At 72.3% G+C, this 14,811-nt stretch carries 14 protein-coding genes; 3 read left to right on the top strand and 11 right to left on the bottom strand.

Going from position 1 to position 14,811, the window contains the following annotated elements; genetic code table 11:
* Positions 1-9: 9 nt before the first annotated feature.
* Positions 10-2,532 carry an ATP-dependent Clp protease ATP-binding subunit gene (locus ACZ407_RS31535; RefSeq protein WP_468134315.1) on the bottom strand — a complete coding sequence of 841 codons (2,523 nt, stop codon included), beginning with the start codon at positions 2,530-2,532 and terminating at the stop codon, positions 10-12.
* A 463-nt stretch (positions 2,533-2,995) separates the two neighbouring features.
* Here ACZ407_RS31535 and ACZ407_RS31530 point away from each other — a divergent pair, with 463 nt between their 5' ends.
* Entirely contained in the window at positions 2,996-3,622 is a 627-nt protein-coding gene (locus ACZ407_RS31530) for an SCO3374 family protein (RefSeq protein WP_468134313.1), read from the top strand.
* On the opposite strand, the gene ACZ407_RS31525 is transcribed toward ACZ407_RS31530, so the two are convergent.
* From ACZ407_RS31525 to ACZ407_RS31480, 10 genes are all read right to left on the bottom strand, one after another.
* A complete protein-coding gene (locus tag ACZ407_RS31525; protein ID WP_468134311.1) occupies positions 3,601-3,939 on the bottom strand; it encodes a histone-like nucleoid-structuring protein Lsr2 in 339 nt (112 codons plus the stop codon). The genes ACZ407_RS31530 and ACZ407_RS31525 overlap by 22 nt on opposite strands.
* Before the next feature lie 162 nt (positions 3,940-4,101).
* Entirely contained in the window at positions 4,102-4,671 is a 570-nt protein-coding gene (locus ACZ407_RS31520) for an amino-acid N-acetyltransferase (protein WP_468134309.1), read from the bottom strand.
* 10 nt (positions 4,672-4,681) lie between these two features.
* Positions 4,682-5,140, bottom strand: a complete 459-nt coding sequence (locus tag ACZ407_RS31515) for a BlaI/MecI/CopY family transcriptional regulator (protein WP_468134307.1) — start codon at positions 5,138-5,140, stop codon at positions 4,682-4,684.
* 132 nt (positions 5,141-5,272) lie between these two features.
* Positions 5,273-5,452, bottom strand: a complete 180-nt coding sequence (locus tag ACZ407_RS31510; protein WP_468134305.1) for a hypothetical protein — start codon at positions 5,450-5,452, stop codon at positions 5,273-5,275.
* A gap of 14 nt (positions 5,453-5,466) precedes the next feature.
* Entirely contained in the window at positions 5,467-6,099 is a 633-nt protein-coding gene (locus ACZ407_RS31505; protein WP_468134303.1) for a hypothetical protein, read from the bottom strand.
* 148 nt (positions 6,100-6,247) lie between these two features.
* Entirely contained in the window at positions 6,248-7,057 is an 810-nt protein-coding gene (locus ACZ407_RS31500; RefSeq protein ID WP_468134301.1) for a type III pantothenate kinase, read from the bottom strand.
* On the bottom strand, positions 7,057-8,040 hold the full coding sequence (gene nadC / locus ACZ407_RS31495; protein ID WP_468134299.1) for a carboxylating nicotinate-nucleotide diphosphorylase: 984 nt from the start codon (positions 8,038-8,040) through the stop codon (positions 7,057-7,059). Before nadC ends, ACZ407_RS31500 begins: the two co-directional genes overlap by 1 nt.
* A 2-nt stretch (positions 8,041-8,042) precedes the next feature.
* Positions 8,043-9,746 (bottom strand): L-aspartate oxidase, encoded by a 1,704-nt coding sequence (locus ACZ407_RS31490; RefSeq protein WP_468134297.1) that lies wholly within the window; start codon positions 9,744-9,746, stop codon positions 8,043-8,045.
* Entirely contained in the window at positions 9,743-10,738 is a 996-nt protein-coding gene (gene panC, locus ACZ407_RS31485; RefSeq protein WP_468134295.1) for a pantoate--beta-alanine ligase, read from the bottom strand. Before panC ends, ACZ407_RS31490 begins: the two co-directional genes overlap by 4 nt.
* Entirely contained in the window at positions 10,735-11,715 is a 981-nt protein-coding gene (locus tag ACZ407_RS31480) for a Rossmann-like and DUF2520 domain-containing protein (RefSeq protein ID WP_468134293.1), read from the bottom strand. Before ACZ407_RS31480 ends, panC begins: the two co-directional genes overlap by 4 nt.
* Positions 11,716-11,757: 42 nt before the next feature.
* Here ACZ407_RS31480 and ACZ407_RS31475 point away from each other — a divergent pair, with 42 nt between their 5' ends.
* Together ACZ407_RS31475 and ACZ407_RS31470 are read left to right on the top strand one after the other, a co-directional pair.
* The gene (locus ACZ407_RS31475; RefSeq protein WP_468134291.1) at positions 11,758-13,002 is read left to right on the top strand and encodes a threonine aldolase family protein; all 1,245 of its coding nucleotides are present in this window, start codon (positions 11,758-11,760) and stop codon (positions 13,000-13,002) included.
* Positions 13,003-13,252: 250 nt separating this feature from the next.
* Positions 13,253-14,806, top strand: coding sequence for a M28 family metallopeptidase (locus ACZ407_RS31470; RefSeq protein ID WP_468134289.1), 1,554 nt, complete (start codon positions 13,253-13,255; stop codon positions 14,804-14,806).
* The last annotated feature ends 5 nt before the right edge of the window (positions 14,807-14,811 follow it).

Below are 14,811 nucleotides of genomic sequence, written 5' to 3'. Positions count from 1 at the left end.
GGCAGCCGCTTACGCGCCCTTGCTCAGGTCCGGGCCGGAGCCCGTGGCCTCGATCGGGGGCACGTCGGGCAGCGCCGACTTCTCCTCGCCGCGGAAGGTGAACTTGGCGGACTCGCCCTCACCCTCCATGCCGACGACCACGATGTGACCGGGGCGCAGCTCGCCGAAGAGGATCTTCTCGGAGAGCACGTCCTCGATCTCGCGCTGGATCGTGCGGCGCAGCGGACGGGCACCCAGGATGGGGTCGTAGCCGCGCTTGGCGAGCAGGAGCTTCGCGTCACCGCTGAGCTCGATGCCCATGTCGCGGTCCTTCAGGCGCTCGTCCACCTTGGCGATCATCAGGTCGACGATCTGGATGATGTCTTCCTGGCTGAGCTGGTGGAAGACGACGGTGTCGTCGACGCGGTTGAGGAACTCCGGCCGGAAGTGCTGCTTGAGCTCTTCGTTGACCTTCGCCTTCATCCGCTCGTATCCCGTCTTGACGTCGCCCTGGGCGGCGAAGCCCAGGTTGAAGCCCTTCGAGATGTCCCGCGTACCCAGGTTCGTCGTCATGATGATGACGGTGTTCTTGAAGTCCACCACGCGGCCCTGGGAGTCGGTCAGGCGACCGTCCTCCAGGATCTGCAGGAGGGAATTGAAGATATCCGGGTGCGCCTTCTCGACCTCGTCGAAGAGGACGACGGAGAACGGCTTCCGGCGGACCTTCTCGGTCAGCTGGCCGCCCTCTTCGTAGCCCACGTAACCGGGGGGCGAACCGAAGAGGCGGGAAACCGTGTGCTTCTCGCTGAACTCCGACATGTCGAGGGAGATCAGCGCGTCCTCGTCGCCGAAGAGGAATTCGGCGAGCGTCTTGGAGAGCTCGGTCTTACCGACACCCGAGGGGCCGGCGAAGATGAACGAGCCACCGGGACGCTTGGGGTCCTTCAGACCCGCGCGGGTACGGCGGATCGCCTGGGAAAGCGCCTTGATGGCGTCCTTCTGGCCGATGACGCGCTTGTGGAGCTCGTCCTCCATGCGCAGCAGCCGGGAGGACTCCTCCTCGGTGAGCTTGAAGACCGGGATGCCCGTGGCGGTGGCCAGCACCTCGGCGATCAGCTCGCCGTCGACCTCGGCGACGACGTCCATGTCGCCGGCCTTCCACTCCTTCTCCCGCTTGGCCTTCGCCGCCAGCAGCTGCTTCTCCGTGTCGCGGAGGGAAGCCGCCTTCTCGAAGTCCTGGGAGTCGATCGCGGACTCCTTGTCGCGGCGGACTCCGGCGATCTTCTCGTCGAACTCGCGGAGGTCCGGCGGCGCGGTCATCCGGCGGATGCGCATCCGGGAGCCGGCCTCGTCGATCAGGTCGATCGCCTTGTCCGGGAGGAAGCGGTCCGAGATGTACCGGTCGGCGAGGGTGGCCGCCTGCACGAGGGCCTCGTCCGTGATGGAGACGCGGTGGTGGGCCTCGTAGCGGTCGCGCAGACCCTTGAGGATCTCGATGGTGTGCGGCAGCGAGGGCTCGGCGACCTGGATGGGCTGGAAGCGGCGCTCCAGCGCGGCGTCCTTCTCCAGGTGCTTGCGGTACTCGTCGAGCGTGGTCGCACCGATGGTCTGGAGCTCACCGCGGGCCAGCATGGGCTTCAGGATCGAAGCCGCGTCGATGGCGCCCTCGGCGGCACCCGCACCCACGAGCGTGTGCAGCTCGTCGATGAACAGGATGATGTCGCCGCGGGTGCGGATCTCCTTCAGGACCTTCTTGAGGCGCTCCTCGAAGTCACCGCGGTAGCGGGAGCCGGCGACGAGCGCACCGAGGTCGAGGGTGTAGAGGTGCTTGTCCTTGAGGGTCTCGGGCACCTCGCCCTTGACGATGGCCTGGGCCAGGCCCTCGACGACCGCCGTCTTGCCGACGCCGGGCTCGCCGATGAGGACCGGGTTGTTCTTCGTACGGCGGGACAGCACCTGCATGACCCGCTCGATCTCCTTCTCGCGCCCGATGACCGGGTCGAGCTTGGATTCGCGGGCCGCCTGGGTGAGGTTCCGGCCGAACTGGTCGAGGACGAGCGAGGTCGAGGGGGTGCCCTCGGCCGGGCCGCCGGCCGTGGCGGCCTCCTTGCCCCCGGAGTAGCCGGAGAGCAGCTGGATGACCTGCTGCCGGACCCGGTTCAGGTCGGCGCCCAGCTTCACGAGGACCTGGGCGGCCACGCCCTCGCCCTCGCGGATCAGGCCGAGCAGGATGTGCTCGGTGCCGATGTAGTTGTGGCCGAGCTGGAGGGCCTCGCGGAGCGACAGCTCCAGGACCTTCTTCGCCCGCGGGGTGAAGGGGATGTGGCCGGACGGGGCCTGCTGGCCCTGGCCGATGATCTCCTCGACCTGCTGGCGAACAGCCTCGAGCGAAATCCCGAGGCTCTCCAGGGCCTTAGCGGCGACACCCTCACCCTCGTGGATCAAGCCCAGGAGGATGTGCTCGGTGCCGATGTAGTTGTGGTTGAGCATCCGGGCTTCTTCCTGAGCCAGGACGACAACCCGCCGCGCGCGGTCGGTGAACCTCTCGAACATCGTTATTCGCTCCTCAGAGCGGTCGGGCAGTTCGGGGTCGGTCCCCGCCCTGTCCTTCCGCATGCTAGTCCCGCTGGGCGGGACAGCTCATTCCAACTGCCGACATCCGTCCCCGGCTCACCCCTCTCGGTCCTATCTACAGGGGGTGAATCCGCGTTGCACAGCCGACAACTGCTCCAACCCGATGGTGCGAGACGATGTTCCCGCAGGCCAGACAGATACCCGTTCCACGGCTACGCCGACGGCGAACGCGAGCCGGCGGCCTGAGCGTGTCGCCCCCGTTCCACTAGGCATGTCTTACCCGTAAGCAGTGACAATCCATGCCCTGGCCACCAGTCTCCTCCGCTAAGGGCGAACACGCTTGCGGCGTCGAATGCATGCGTCCGCTTGACCGGCCGTTTACGCAGGGCATTGAGCGGGGGACCGTGCGTAACTCAAGCGACTTTCGAGAGTTGCTCCGGTCATGGCGTCCACCGTCCCGCTCCCGCGGGCCCCTTTCGAACCCGCCGGCGAGCCGCTGGACACCCTCCTGGCCGAGGCCACGGCCCACTGGTACGCCCACGTGCTGGGCTGGCCGGTGGCGGGTGGGAATCCGGTGCAGCTGGTCACCGGGGTCTGCTTCGACGTGCTGGAGCTGCCGGCGGACGCGGGGTACGCGGTGCTGCGCCGCGGGGTCGCCACGGGGCCGGTGGCCCTGCTGGGGCGCCGCATGCGGATGCTGGTGGCCGCGGGCGCCGCGGAGGAGCTGGACGGGCTCCTGGAGTGGCTGGAGTGGGGCGGGATCCCCCTCGACCTGTGCGCGGTGGGCGCGGGCGGCCGGTTCACGGCGCCGCCGCCCCCGGGGCTGGTGGCGGCCGGGACGGCGGGCGGGGCCGTGGAAGCCCGTCAGGGGGCCGCCGTGTGGCTGCGGCCCCCCGAGCCGGGTGCTGCGTCACTGCTGCCCGCGCTGACCGCCCTGGGGCGGCCTGCGGGCGCCGGGACCCCCGCGGGGGCTCCCGATCTCGTACGGCTGGTCGGCGCGGCGGCGACGGAATGCCACCGGGCGCGGCTGCTGCGTACGCGGACGAATCAGGCCTTGGCCTTCTCGTAGGCCTCGCGGATCTCGGCGGGCACGCGGCCGCGGTCGTTCACGTTGAAGCCGTTGGCCTTGGCCCAGGCGCGGACCTCGGCGGTGTCCGGGTTGCCGGCGCCGGCGACGCGGGCGCCCTTGGCGCGGCCGGCCGCGGCACGGCCGCCGGTGCGGCGCCCGCTCTTGGTGTACGGCTCGAGGAGGCCGCGGAGCTTGTCCGCGTTGGCGGTGGTGAGGTCGATCTCGTAGGTCTTGCCATCCAGCGCGAACGTCACGGTCTCGTCCGCCTCGCCACCGTCGAGGTCGTCGACAAGAAGGACCTGAACCTTCTGTGCCACCGGATTTCCTTTCATCGAAAATGCAGTACGCGGAAAGGAAACCGCTTTTCCCGGGAAAACACAAACCCCTGGGAGAGGTTCAGCACCTCGACGGGACGGGAAACGTACGCGATTCGGACATAGGCCACAGGTGGGCGGGTGGCTAATACCCGGCGCGATCGATCAGAGGTGCAGAAGCATCCGGCTGTTGCCCAAGGTGTTCGGCTTCACTCGTTCGAGACCCAGGAACTCCGCGACGCCCTCGTCATAGGAACGGAGCAGCTCGCTGTAGACATCGGTGTCGACCGGGGTCTCGCCGATCTCGACGAAGCCGTGCTTGGCGAAGAAGTCGACTTCGAAGGTCAGGCAGAATACCCGGCTCACTCCGAGCTGCCGGGCGGTCTCCAGCAACTGCGCGAGGAGCCGGTGGCCCACTCCGGCGCCCTTCAACTCGCGGTCGACGGCGAGAGTGCGGACTTCGGCGAGGTCTTCCCACATCACGTGGAGAGCCCCGCAGCCGAGCACCGCGCCGTCCTCGTCGCGTTCCGCGACCCAGAACTCCTGGATGTCCTCGTAAAGGGTCACCGGGGCTTTGTCGAGCAGGATCCGCTCGTGAACGTACTGGTCGAGCAGGCGGCGCACCGCGGCCACATCACCGGTGCGCGCCCGGCGGATCGTCACTGCTTTTGCATTCGCACCCGGAATCCGGTGCGGAAGCGAATCGTCTTGAGGGTTCGGGTGCTCTGCGGCCATGGACCGGACGCTATCGCCCCGGGGTCCCGGGGGCGTCATCGGCATCCCCCTTCGGAGAGCCCGGGCCGGCGGCCTCCGCGGGCCCCTCCGCTTCGGGCTCGGGGGCTTCCTGGGGCTGGACGATCCGGACGGCGTCGCGGAGCGCTTCGCGCTGTTCCGGCGACATCATGCCGAAGAAGGCCACCAGGGCCGCGGCCGGGTTGTCGCTCGTGGACCAGGCCTCGTTCATCAGTGCGGCCGAGTAGGCGGCGCGGGTGGAGACCGCGGTATATCGATAGGCGCGGCCTTCCGCTTCCCGCCGCACCCAGCCCTTCTGGTGGAGATTGTCCATAACGGTCATGACCGTGGTGTACGCGATGGACCGTTCCTGCTGGAGGTCTTCCAGCACTTCTCGAACGGTGACCGGGCGGTTCCACTGCCACACCCGGGTCATCACGGCGTCTTCGAGTTCTCCCAAGGGCCGAGGCACACCAGCACAATAGTGCGGGATGTACCGAATCGCCCGGTCATTCACGCAAACGCGCAACAAAAAGGGGCGTGCGGCGGGAAAGCAGCCGCACGCCCCGGGCCGCCCGCGGGCGGATTGCGAGGGGGTCGCGCCTCAGGAGGCGGGGGTGTCGGTGGCCTGGCGGGCCGACTCGGCGCGGGCGAGCACGGCGTCCACGGCCGCGTCCTCCTTGGCCTTGTTGGAGCCGCCCTGGCTCTTCACGATCACGACGACGAGAGCGATGAAGAACACGGCCATCACGAAGGGGGGCACGAGCGCGGATACGTAGTCCATGCCCTTCAGCCTAGCTACCCGGCCGCCCGGCTCTCCGGCGGGGGCGCGGGCTTGCGGCGCGGCGGGAACACCTCGCCGGGGGTGGGGACCGGGCGGCCGGGCTTGGGCGGCCGGGGCTCGGCGGGCTGCGGGGGCGGGGCGGGCTCGCGGTCCCGCCCGGTGCCGCCGGTACCGCCCTCCCGGTCCCCCTCCCCCTCCTTGCCGCCGGGCAGGGCCAGCAGCCGGGTCCGGGGGGCGGGGGCGAGCCGGGCGCGCACGGACCGCTCGGCGAGGGCCCGGCACCGCTCCAGCAGGGCGGCGGCCACCGCGTTGCCGCGCAGGGCGCGCAGGGCCGCGAGGTCGTCGGGGACGGGCCGGTAGCCGGCCGCCAGCGCGTCCTGGAGGAGTTCCAGATAGCCCGCGAGGCTGCCGGGGAGGGCGCCCCGGTACCGGTCGAGGTCGGCGAGCAGGAAGGCTCTGAGGCGCCCGGCCTCCCGCACGGCCTCGTCTACGGAGTGGGCGAGGCGCAGGCAGTCCTGGACCTCCGTGGCCGTGAGGGCCGCCCGGTCGGTGTCGGAGTGGAGGGCGTGGGCGAGGGAACGCCGGAGCACGTGCAGCTCAGCAGCGCTGAACGCCATGCCGCCGCGGGATCCGTAGGGCGTGGGCATGGCCAGAAGATACGCGCTAATCGGACAAAATTCCCCGATCCGGCTTCCCGGCGCGGCGCCGGCGGGGAGGAACCGGCCCCCGGGGGTACCCCCAGCCCCCTGGGGCCGGGGGAGATCGAGGCCCGGGCGCCCGGGGGCGGAGCCCCCGTTACGAGAACGCCGGCATGTTGCGCTCGTAGACCAGGCGGAGGCCGATCAGCGTGAGCCACGGCTGGTGGTCGTCGATGACGGACGCCTCGCCCAGCACGATCGGCGCCAGCCCGCCCGTGGCGATGACGCGCACGTCGGACGGGTCCCCGTCGGGTCCGGCCAGCTCCCGCCGCATGCGCGTGACCACGCCGTCGACCGAGCCCGCGTACCCGTAGACGATGCCCGCCTGCATGGCCTCGACCGTGTTCTTGCCGATCACGTTCCGGGGCCGGGCCAGCTCGATCTTGCGGAGCTGGGCCCCGCGGACCCCGAGGGCCTCCACGGAGATCTCGATGCCGGGGGAGATCACCCCGCCCACGTACTCGCCGCGGGCGGAGACCGCGTCGAAAGTGGTGGCGGTGCCGAAGTCCACGACGATCGCCGGGCCCCCGTACAGCTCGACCGCGGCGATCGAGTTGACGATGCGGTCGGCGCCGACCTCCTTCGGGTTGTCGGTCAGGACCGGCAGGCCGGTCTTGACCCCGGGCTCGACCAGCACCGCGGGCACGTCGCCGTAGTAGCGCCGGGTGACCTCGCGCAGTTCGTGCAGGACGGAGGGGACCGTCGAGCAGATCGCGATGCCGTGGATGCCGTCGCCGAGTTCCTCGCCGAGCATCGGGTGCATGCCCATCAGGCCCTGCATCAGTACGGCGAGTTCGTCGGCGGTGCGCCGGGGATCGGTGGAGATCCGCCAGTGCTCGACGATCTCCTCCCCGTCGAACAGTCCCAGAACGGTCTGGGAGTTGCCCACGTCGATGGTCAGCAGCATCAGCGAGCCGCCTCGCGCAGGTCGAGCCCGATGTCGAGGATGGGCGAGGAGTGCGTGAGGGCGCCGACGGCGAGGTAGTCCACCCCGGTCTCGGCGTACGCGCGGGCGTTGGCGAGGGTGAGGCGGCCGGAGGACTCCAGGACGGCGCGGCCCTTGTTGTGCTCCCGGTTGAGGATCACTGCCTCCTCGGTCTCCATCGGGGTGAAGTTGTCGAGGAGGATCAGGTCCGCGCCGGCGTCCATGACCTCGCGGGCCTGGTGGAGGGTGTCCACCTCGACCTCGACCGGGACGTCCGGGAACTGCTCGCGCACGGCCTTGAACGCCTGGGCCACGCCGCCGGCCGCGACCACGTGGTTGTCCTTGACCAGGGCGGCGTCGGACAGCGACATGCGGTGGTTGACGCCGCCGCCGCAGCGGACCGCGTACTTCTCCAGGGAGCGCAGGCCCGGGGTGGTCTTGCGGGTGTCGCGGACCCGGGCGGAGGTGCCCTCCAGGGCGTCGGCCCAGGCGCGGGTGGCGGTCGCGATGCCGGAGAGCCGGCACAGGAGGTTGAGCGCGCTGCGCTCGCCGGTGAGCAGGTCGCGGGTGCGGGCGGTGACGGACAGCAGGACCTGGCCGGCCTCGACCCGGTCGCCGTCCTCCGCGTGCCGCTCGACCTCGAACTCCTCGGTGCAGACCACGGAGAGCACCGCCTCGGCGATCCGCAGGCCGGCCACGGTTCCGGCCTCGCGGGCGGTGAAGTCGGCGGTGGCGACGGCCTCTTCGGGGACGGTGGCGACGCTGGTGACGTCCTCGCCGCCGTCGAGGTCCTCGGAGAGGGCCATGTGCGCGATGTCCTCGACCTCGATCGGGTCGAGCCCGGCGTCGGCCAGGAGCTGGGCGAGGGCCGGGTCCAGGCCGCTCTCGGCGGGCTCGCAGGCGCAGTCGTCGCCGCAGCCGCCGGCGGGGTCGGTGGAGACGAGGGGGAGTTCGGGGGTGCTCACGGTCACTGCTCCTGGCTCAGGGGGTGGCGTACGGACGGGAAGTCCGCGGTCTCGGTCGGGGTGACGACCAGGGCGCGCTTCTCGGTCTTGGACAGGCGGACGACGAGGTGGCGGCGCCAGTGCGCGTCGTCCCGGTCCGGGTGGTCCTCGCGCCAGTGGCAGCCGCGGGTCTCGGCGCGGCGGCCGGCGGCGGCGACCAGCACCCGGGCCACGCACAGCAGGTTGGTGGCCTCCCAGCTGTCGGTGCCCGGCTCGGCGGTCTTGCCGTGGGTCTCCAGCTCGGACAGGGCTGCGCCGTAGAGCCCTTCGAGGGCGGCGGCGGCCCGTTCCAGGGACTCGGCGGAGCGCAGCACGCCCGCGCCCTCGGTCATGATCCGCTGGACCTCCAGGCGGGTCTCGCCGGAGAGCAGCGGGCCGGTGGAGGGCACGGGTATGCCGGGGCCGGTGCGCGGGGCGTCGGCGGCGGAGATGTCGGCGGCGATCCGCTCGGCGAAGACCAGGCCTTCGAGGAGGGAGTTGGAGGCGAGCCGGTTGGCGCCGTGCACTCCGGTGCAGGCGACCTCTCCGCAGGCGTACAGGCCGGGGACGGTGGTGCGGCCGGACAGGTCGGTGCGGACGCCGCCGCTGGCGTAGTGCGCGGCGGGGGCCACCGGGATGGGCTCGGTGACCGGGTCGATGCCGTGGGCGCGGCAGGCGGCGAGGATGGTGGGGAAGCGCTGCTCCCACATCTGCGCACCGAAGTGCCGGGCGTCCAGGTACATGTGGTGGGCGCCCTGCTCCTGCATGCGGCGCATGATGCCCTTGGCGACGATGTCGCGCGGGGCGAGTTCGGCGAGCTCGTGCTGTCCCACCATGAAGCGGACCCCGTCGGCGTCCACGAGGTGGGCGCCTTCGCCGCGTACCGCCTCGGAGACGAGGGGCTGCTGGCCTTCGGCGTCCGGGCCGAGGAACAGGACGGTGGGGTGGAACTGGACGAACTCCAGGTCGGAGACCTCGGCCCCGGCCCGCAGGGCGAGTGCGACCCCGTCGCCGGTGGAGACGGCCGGGTTGGTGGTGGCGGAGAACACCTGGCCCATGCCGCCGGTGGCGAGGATGACGGCGGGGGCGTGGACGGCGCCGACCCCGTCGTGCTGGCCCTCGCCCATGACGTGCAGGGTGACTCCGGCGGTGCGGCCCTCGGCGTCCTGGAGGAGGTCGAGCACGAGGGCGTTCTCGACGGTCTCGATGCCGGCCTCGTGGACGGCGGCGACCAGGGCGCGGGAGATCTCGGCGCCGGTGGCGTCCCCGCCGGCGTGCGCGATGCGGCGGCGGTGGTGGCCGCCTTCGCGGGTCAGCTCGATCTCGCCGGTGGCCTCGGAGGTGTCGAAGACCGCGCCGGTGTCGATCAACCGCCGCACCGCGTCGGGGCCTTCGGTGACGAGGAGGCGTACGGCGGCCTCGTCGCAGAGGCCGGCGCCGGCGACGAGGGTGTCGTCGAGGTGCTGTTCGGGGGTGTCGCCCTCGCCGAGTGCGGCGGCGATGCCGCCCTGGGCCCAGCGGGTGGAGCCGTCGTCGAGGCGGGCCTTGGTGACGACCACGGTGCGGCGGCCCGCGGCGGCGCAGCGCAGTGCGGCGGTCAGGCCGGCGACTCCGGAGCCGACGACCACGACGTCGGCCTCGATCGCCCAGCCGGGGGCGGGGGCGTGCAGTCGTATGCCAGTGGTCACTTGGGTGCTCCGAACTCCACGGGGATGTTGTCGATGAGCCGGGTCGTGCCGACCTTGGCGGCGACGGCGAGGACGGCCTCGCCGGTGAAGCCGTCGGGGACCTCGGTGAAGTCGGCGGGGTCGACGAGGGCCAGGTAGTCCAGCACGAGCGGGGGCTTCGCGCGGGCTGCCTCGTCGAGCACGGTGCGGGCGGCGGCCCGTACGGCGGCGGGCAGGCCGGATCCGGAGGCGGACACGGCGTGGGCGTCGGCGGAGGCGCGGACCTCGCCGAGCCGGGCCAGTGCGGTGGCGCGCTCGTCGGTGGCGGGGGCGGCCTCGGCGCGGGCGCGCAGGGCGGCCTGGGCGGCGAGCCGGTCGCGGCCCGCGAACAGGGCGCGGGACAGGGCGAGGGCGGTGGTGCGCTCGTCGGCGGAGAGGTAGCGGTTGCGGCTGGACAGGGCCAGGCCGTCGGGCTCGCGGACGGTGGGCACCCCGGCGATCTCGACGGGGAAGTTCAGGTCTTCGGCCATGCGCCGGATCAGGGCGAGCTGCTGGGCGTCCTTCTGGCCGAAGAGGGCGATGTCGGGCGCGGTGAGGTGGAGCAGTTTGGCGACGACGGTGAGCATGCCGTCGAAGTGGCCGGGCCGGGTGGCGCCTTCGAGGCGGGTGCCCATGGGGCCGGCGGTGATGCGCACCTGGGGCTCGCCGCCGGGGTAGACCTCGTCCACGGCGGGGGCGAAGACGGCGTCGGCGCCGGCCGCCGCGGCGAGCGCGAGGTCGGCGTCGAGGGTGCGCGGGTAGCGGTCGAGGTCCTCGTTGGCGCCGAACTGGAGCGGGTTGACGAAGACGGTGGCGACGACCTGGCCCTCGGGGCCGGCGATCTCGCGCGCGGTGCGGATGAGCGTGGCGTGGCCCTCGTGGAGGGCGCCCATGGTCATGACGACGGCGCGGCGGCCGCGGCGCGGCAGGGCCCGCAGCTCGGCCGCGGTGTTCAGCAGCAGGGCGGCGGTCACCGCTCCCCTCCTTCGGAGAGCACGCCGAGGAGGTCCTCGGCGAGTTCGGGCTTGAGCAGGCCGTGGGCGAGGGCCCGGTCGGCGGTGGTGCGGGCCATCGCGAGGTAGCCGGCAACGGTCTGCGGGGCGTGTTTGCGCAGCTCGGCGACGTGCGCGGCGACGGTGCCGGCGTCGCCGCGGGCGACCGGGCCGGTGAGGGCGGCGTCGCCGGAGCGCAGGGCGTTGTCCAGGGCCGCGCCGAGGAGCGGGCCGAGCATCCGGTCGGGGTGGGCGACCCCGGCGGTGCGCAGGAGTTCCATGGACTGGGCCACCAGGGTGACGAGGTGGTTCGCGCCGAGGGCGAGGGCCGCGTGGTAGAGCGGGCGGGCCTCTTCGGCGATCCACTCGGGTTCGCCGCCCATCTCGATGACGAGGGCCTCGGCGGCGAGCCGGAGCTCTTCGGGGGCGGTCACGCCGAAGGAGCAGCCGGCGAGGCGCTGGACGTCCACGGCGGTGCCGGTGAAGGTCATGGCGGGGTGCAGGGCGAGCGGCAGGGCGCCGGCCCGGCGGGCCGGGTCGAGCACGGCGGTGCCGTACCGGCCGGAGGTGTGCACGATCAGCTGTCCGGGGCGGACGGCGCCGGTGTCGGCGAGGCCTTCGACCAGGGCGGGCAGGGCGTCGTCGGGGACGGTCAGCAGGACCAGGTCGGCCCGCTCCAGCACCTGCGCGGGCGGTACGAGGGGCACGTCGGGCAGCATCTCGGCGGCCCGGCGGCGGCTGGCGTCGGAGACGCCGGACACGGCGACCGGGTGGTGTCCGGCGAGCTGGAGTGCGGCGGCGAGGGCCGGGCCGACACGGCCGGCTCCGACGACTCCTACGGTGAGCCGGGCGGGGCGGGGCTGCGCTGCCGGGGACGGTGATGCGTTCACGCGGGAAGGGCCTTCCGTTCCAGTCCGCGGGGGGTACCGGACGTTACGTCGCCATGCTAGCCGCTGCATTTCCCGTGGCCAGGCGGGCCGGGCCCGGTCCATGATCACCTCATGACGGAAGAGACGCGGGACGACGTACGGGGCGTGGGCGGCGCGCGCGACGGGCTGGAGGCGGGGGCCGAAGCGGCACGGGGGGAGGCCGGGGCACCGGACTCGGCCGGGGCACCGGACGAGGGGGCGGCCGAGCGGCGGCGGCTGGCCGCCTGGCGGGGCGCCCGCCGCAGGATGTGGCCGGTGACGGCCGAGCTGAGCCTGCGCGGGCAGCTGGCCCTGCTGGCGGAGCAGGCGGAGTCGGTCTACGACCTGGACGCCCCGGCGGACCTGTACGGCAACGGCGTGGTGGCCGAGCTGGAGCGGCGGGTCGCGGAGCTGCTGGGCACGGAGGACGCGGCCTTCTTCCCGTCCGGGACCATGGCCCAGCAGGTGGCGCTGCGCTGCTGGGCGGCCCGTACCGGCAACCCGGTGGTGGCCATGCACCCGCTGGGTCATCCGGAGCAGCACGAGGGCGACGCGCTCCAGGTGCTGAGCGGGCTGCGGGTGGTGCACACGACCACGGAGCAGCGGCAGCCGACCGCCGAGGAGGTCGCGGCCCTGCCCGAGCCGTTCGGCACGCTGATGGTGGAGCTCCCGCTGCGCGAGGCCGGTTTCCTGCTGCCCTCCTGGGAGGAGCTGACCGCGCTGGTGGAGGCGGCCCGCGAGCGGGAGGCGGTGGTCCACTTCGACGGGGCGCGGCTGTGGGAGTGCACGGAGCACTTCGGCCGGCCGCCGGCCGAGATCGCCGCCCTGGCGGACAGCGTGTACGTGTCCTTCTACAAGTCCCTCGGCGGCCATTCGGGGGCTGCGCTGGCGGGCCCGCAGGCCCTGGTCGAGGAGGCGCGGACCTGGCGCCACCGGTACGGGGGCCAGATCTTCCGGCAGTTCCCGGCGGCGCTGTCGGCGATGGCCGGGCTGGAGCGGGAGCTGCCGCGGCTGCCCTCGTACGTCGCGCACGCGAAGGTGGTGGCGCAGGCCCTGCGGGAGGGGTTCGAGGCCGCCGGGGTGCCGTGGTTCCGGGTGCACCCGGAGGTCCCGCACACCCACCAGTTCCAGGTGTGGCTGCCGTACGGGGCGGATGCGCTGACGGAGGCGGGGGTCCGGCAGGCGGAGGAGGAGGGCACGGCCCTGTTCCGGCGCTGGTACGCGGACGGCCCGCCGGGGCTCGCGGTGACGGAGGTGACGGTGACCGCGGAGGGCCTGGAGTGGACGGCGCAGGACGTCCGGGAGGCGGCGCGCGCCTTCGCGGCCCGGGTGGCGTAGCGGAGGCGGCGGTGCGCCTTCGGGCGCCCGCGACCGGCGATTGTTGCGGCAGTCCGTCAGTCTCGTGAACAGCAGGGCCGGTTGGCGGCATTCCGGCTGCGCGGCGGTGTCGACGTACCGATAAATGAGGTCCGCGGACCGGAATCAGCGAAAACTCTGGCGAGCGGGCCCGCTTGCTGTCTAACGTGCGTGCACCACCGCCCCACCCCCCTGATGAGCGCGCGCTCCTGCCTGCCGTGAAAGGACCTTCATGCCCTCACGCCGTATAGCCGCAGCCACCGCCACCCTGGCCGCGGCGGCCCTCGTGTCGCCGCTGCTGCTCGCCGGTCCCGCCGGGGCCACCAGCCCGGCGAGCGACGCAGCGCGGGCCGATGCCCTCGCCCGGAAGCTGGTCAAGGACGCCACCGCCAAGAACGCCTTCAAGCACCTCAAGGTGTTCCAGGCCGCCGCGGACTACAACAACGGCACCCGTGTCGCGGGCTCGAAGGGCCACGAGCAGTCCGCCAAGTACATCGAGGGCGTGCTGCGCAACGCCGGCTACAAGCTCTCCCGCCACGAGTTCGAGTTCGTCTACACGGCCCCGATCGCCGAGTCCCTGCACGTGGACTCGCCGGCCGAGCGGGACGTCCCGATCAAGCTGATGACGTACACGGCCAGTGGCCCCGAGGGCGGCATCACCGCCGACCTCGCGGTGGCCCCCGTGGACGCCGACAACAGCCACGGCTGCCAGCCGGAGGACTTCGCGGCGGGCGCCTTCACCGGGAAGATCGCGCTGATCAAGCGCGGCGGCTGCACCTTCGCCCTCAAGCAGGCCAACGCGGCCGCCGCGGGCGCGGTCGGCGCGGTCGTCTACAACAACACCACCGGCGCGCTGAACGGCACCATAGGCGACCCGGCCCTCGGCAAGATCCCCACCGGCGGGGTCACCCAGGCCGAGGGCGAGGCCCTGGCCGCCGACGCGGCGAAGGGCCCGGTCCGCGTCAGCCTGGACATCCGGGAGCTGCGCGAGACCCGCAAGACCTTCAACGTGATCGCGGAGACCCCGGGCGGGGACGAGAACAACACCGTCTTCCTCGGCTCGCACCTCGACTCGGTCGCCGCGGGCGCCGGCATCAACGACAACGGCTCCGGTTCGGCCGGCATCCTGCAGACCGCCATCGAGCTGGCGAAGTCGAAGCAGAAGGTCAAGAACAAGGTCAAGTTCGCCTGGTGGTCGGCCGAGGAGTTCGGCCTGCTCGGCTCCGAGGCGTACGTGGCCTCGCTGAGCGCCGAGCAGAAGAAGCAGATCAAGCTCTACCTGAACTTCGACATGATCGCCTCGCCGAACGCCGGGTACTTCGTCTACGACGGCGACGACTCGGACGGCGTGGGCGCGGGCCCCGGTCCCGAGGGCTCGGCGCAGCTGGAGAAGGGCATCAACGACTTCCTCGACTCGAAGTCCCTCCCGCACGAGGGCACGGACTTCACCGGCCGCTCGGACTACGGCCCGTTCATCGAGGCCGGCATCCCGGCCGGCGGCACGTTCACGGGCGCCGAGGGCATCAAGACGGCGGCCCAGGCGGCCAAGTTCGGCGGTCAGGCCGGTGTCGCGTACGACGTGAACTACCACGGCAAGGGCGACGACATCACCAACATCAACATGACGGCGTTCGACATCAACATCGACGTCATCGCCGACGCGGTGGGCCACTACGCCTTCGACCTGGCCCCGCTGTCGAAGCCGGTCGTCTCCCAGCCGACCGGCGGGGACGCGGGCAGCGGCGGCGGCCTGCACGAGGGCCACGGCCACGAGGTGACCGAGTAACCGGT

Source organism: Streptomyces sp. NPDC030809, from assembly GCF_055572195.1.
This window is presented reverse-complemented; position numbering and strand designations above follow the sequence as displayed.

Excerpts from the sequence above, each read along its gene's own strand:
- ACZ407_RS31535 (WP_468134315.1), bottom strand. The coding sequence starts at position 2,532 with ATGTTCGAGAGGTTCACCGACCGCGCGCGGCGGGTTGTCGTCCTGGCT.
- ACZ407_RS31530 (WP_468134313.1), top strand. The coding sequence starts at position 2,996 with ATGGCGTCCACCGTCCCGCTCCCGCGGGCCCCTTTCGAACCCGCCGGC.
- ACZ407_RS31520 (WP_468134309.1), bottom strand. The coding sequence starts at position 4,671 with ATGGCCGCAGAGCACCCGAACCCTCAAGACGATTCGCTTCCGCACCGG.
- ACZ407_RS31510 (WP_468134305.1), bottom strand. The coding sequence starts at position 5,452 with ATGGACTACGTATCCGCGCTCGTGCCCCCCTTCGTGATGGCCGTGTTC.
- ACZ407_RS31505 (WP_468134303.1), bottom strand. The coding sequence starts at position 6,099 with ATGCCCACGCCCTACGGATCCCGCGGCGGCATGGCGTTCAGCGCTGCT.
- ACZ407_RS31500 (WP_468134301.1), bottom strand. The coding sequence starts at position 7,057 with ATGCTGCTGACCATCGACGTGGGCAACTCCCAGACCGTTCTGGGACTG.
- ACZ407_RS31480 (WP_468134293.1), bottom strand. The coding sequence starts at position 11,715 with ATGCAGCGGCTAGCATGGCGACGTAACGTCCGGTACCCCCCGCGGACT.
- ACZ407_RS31475 (WP_468134291.1), top strand. The coding sequence starts at position 11,758 with ATGACGGAAGAGACGCGGGACGACGTACGGGGCGTGGGCGGCGCGCGC.
- ACZ407_RS31470 (WP_468134289.1), top strand. The coding sequence starts at position 13,253 with ATGCCCTCACGCCGTATAGCCGCAGCCACCGCCACCCTGGCCGCGGCG.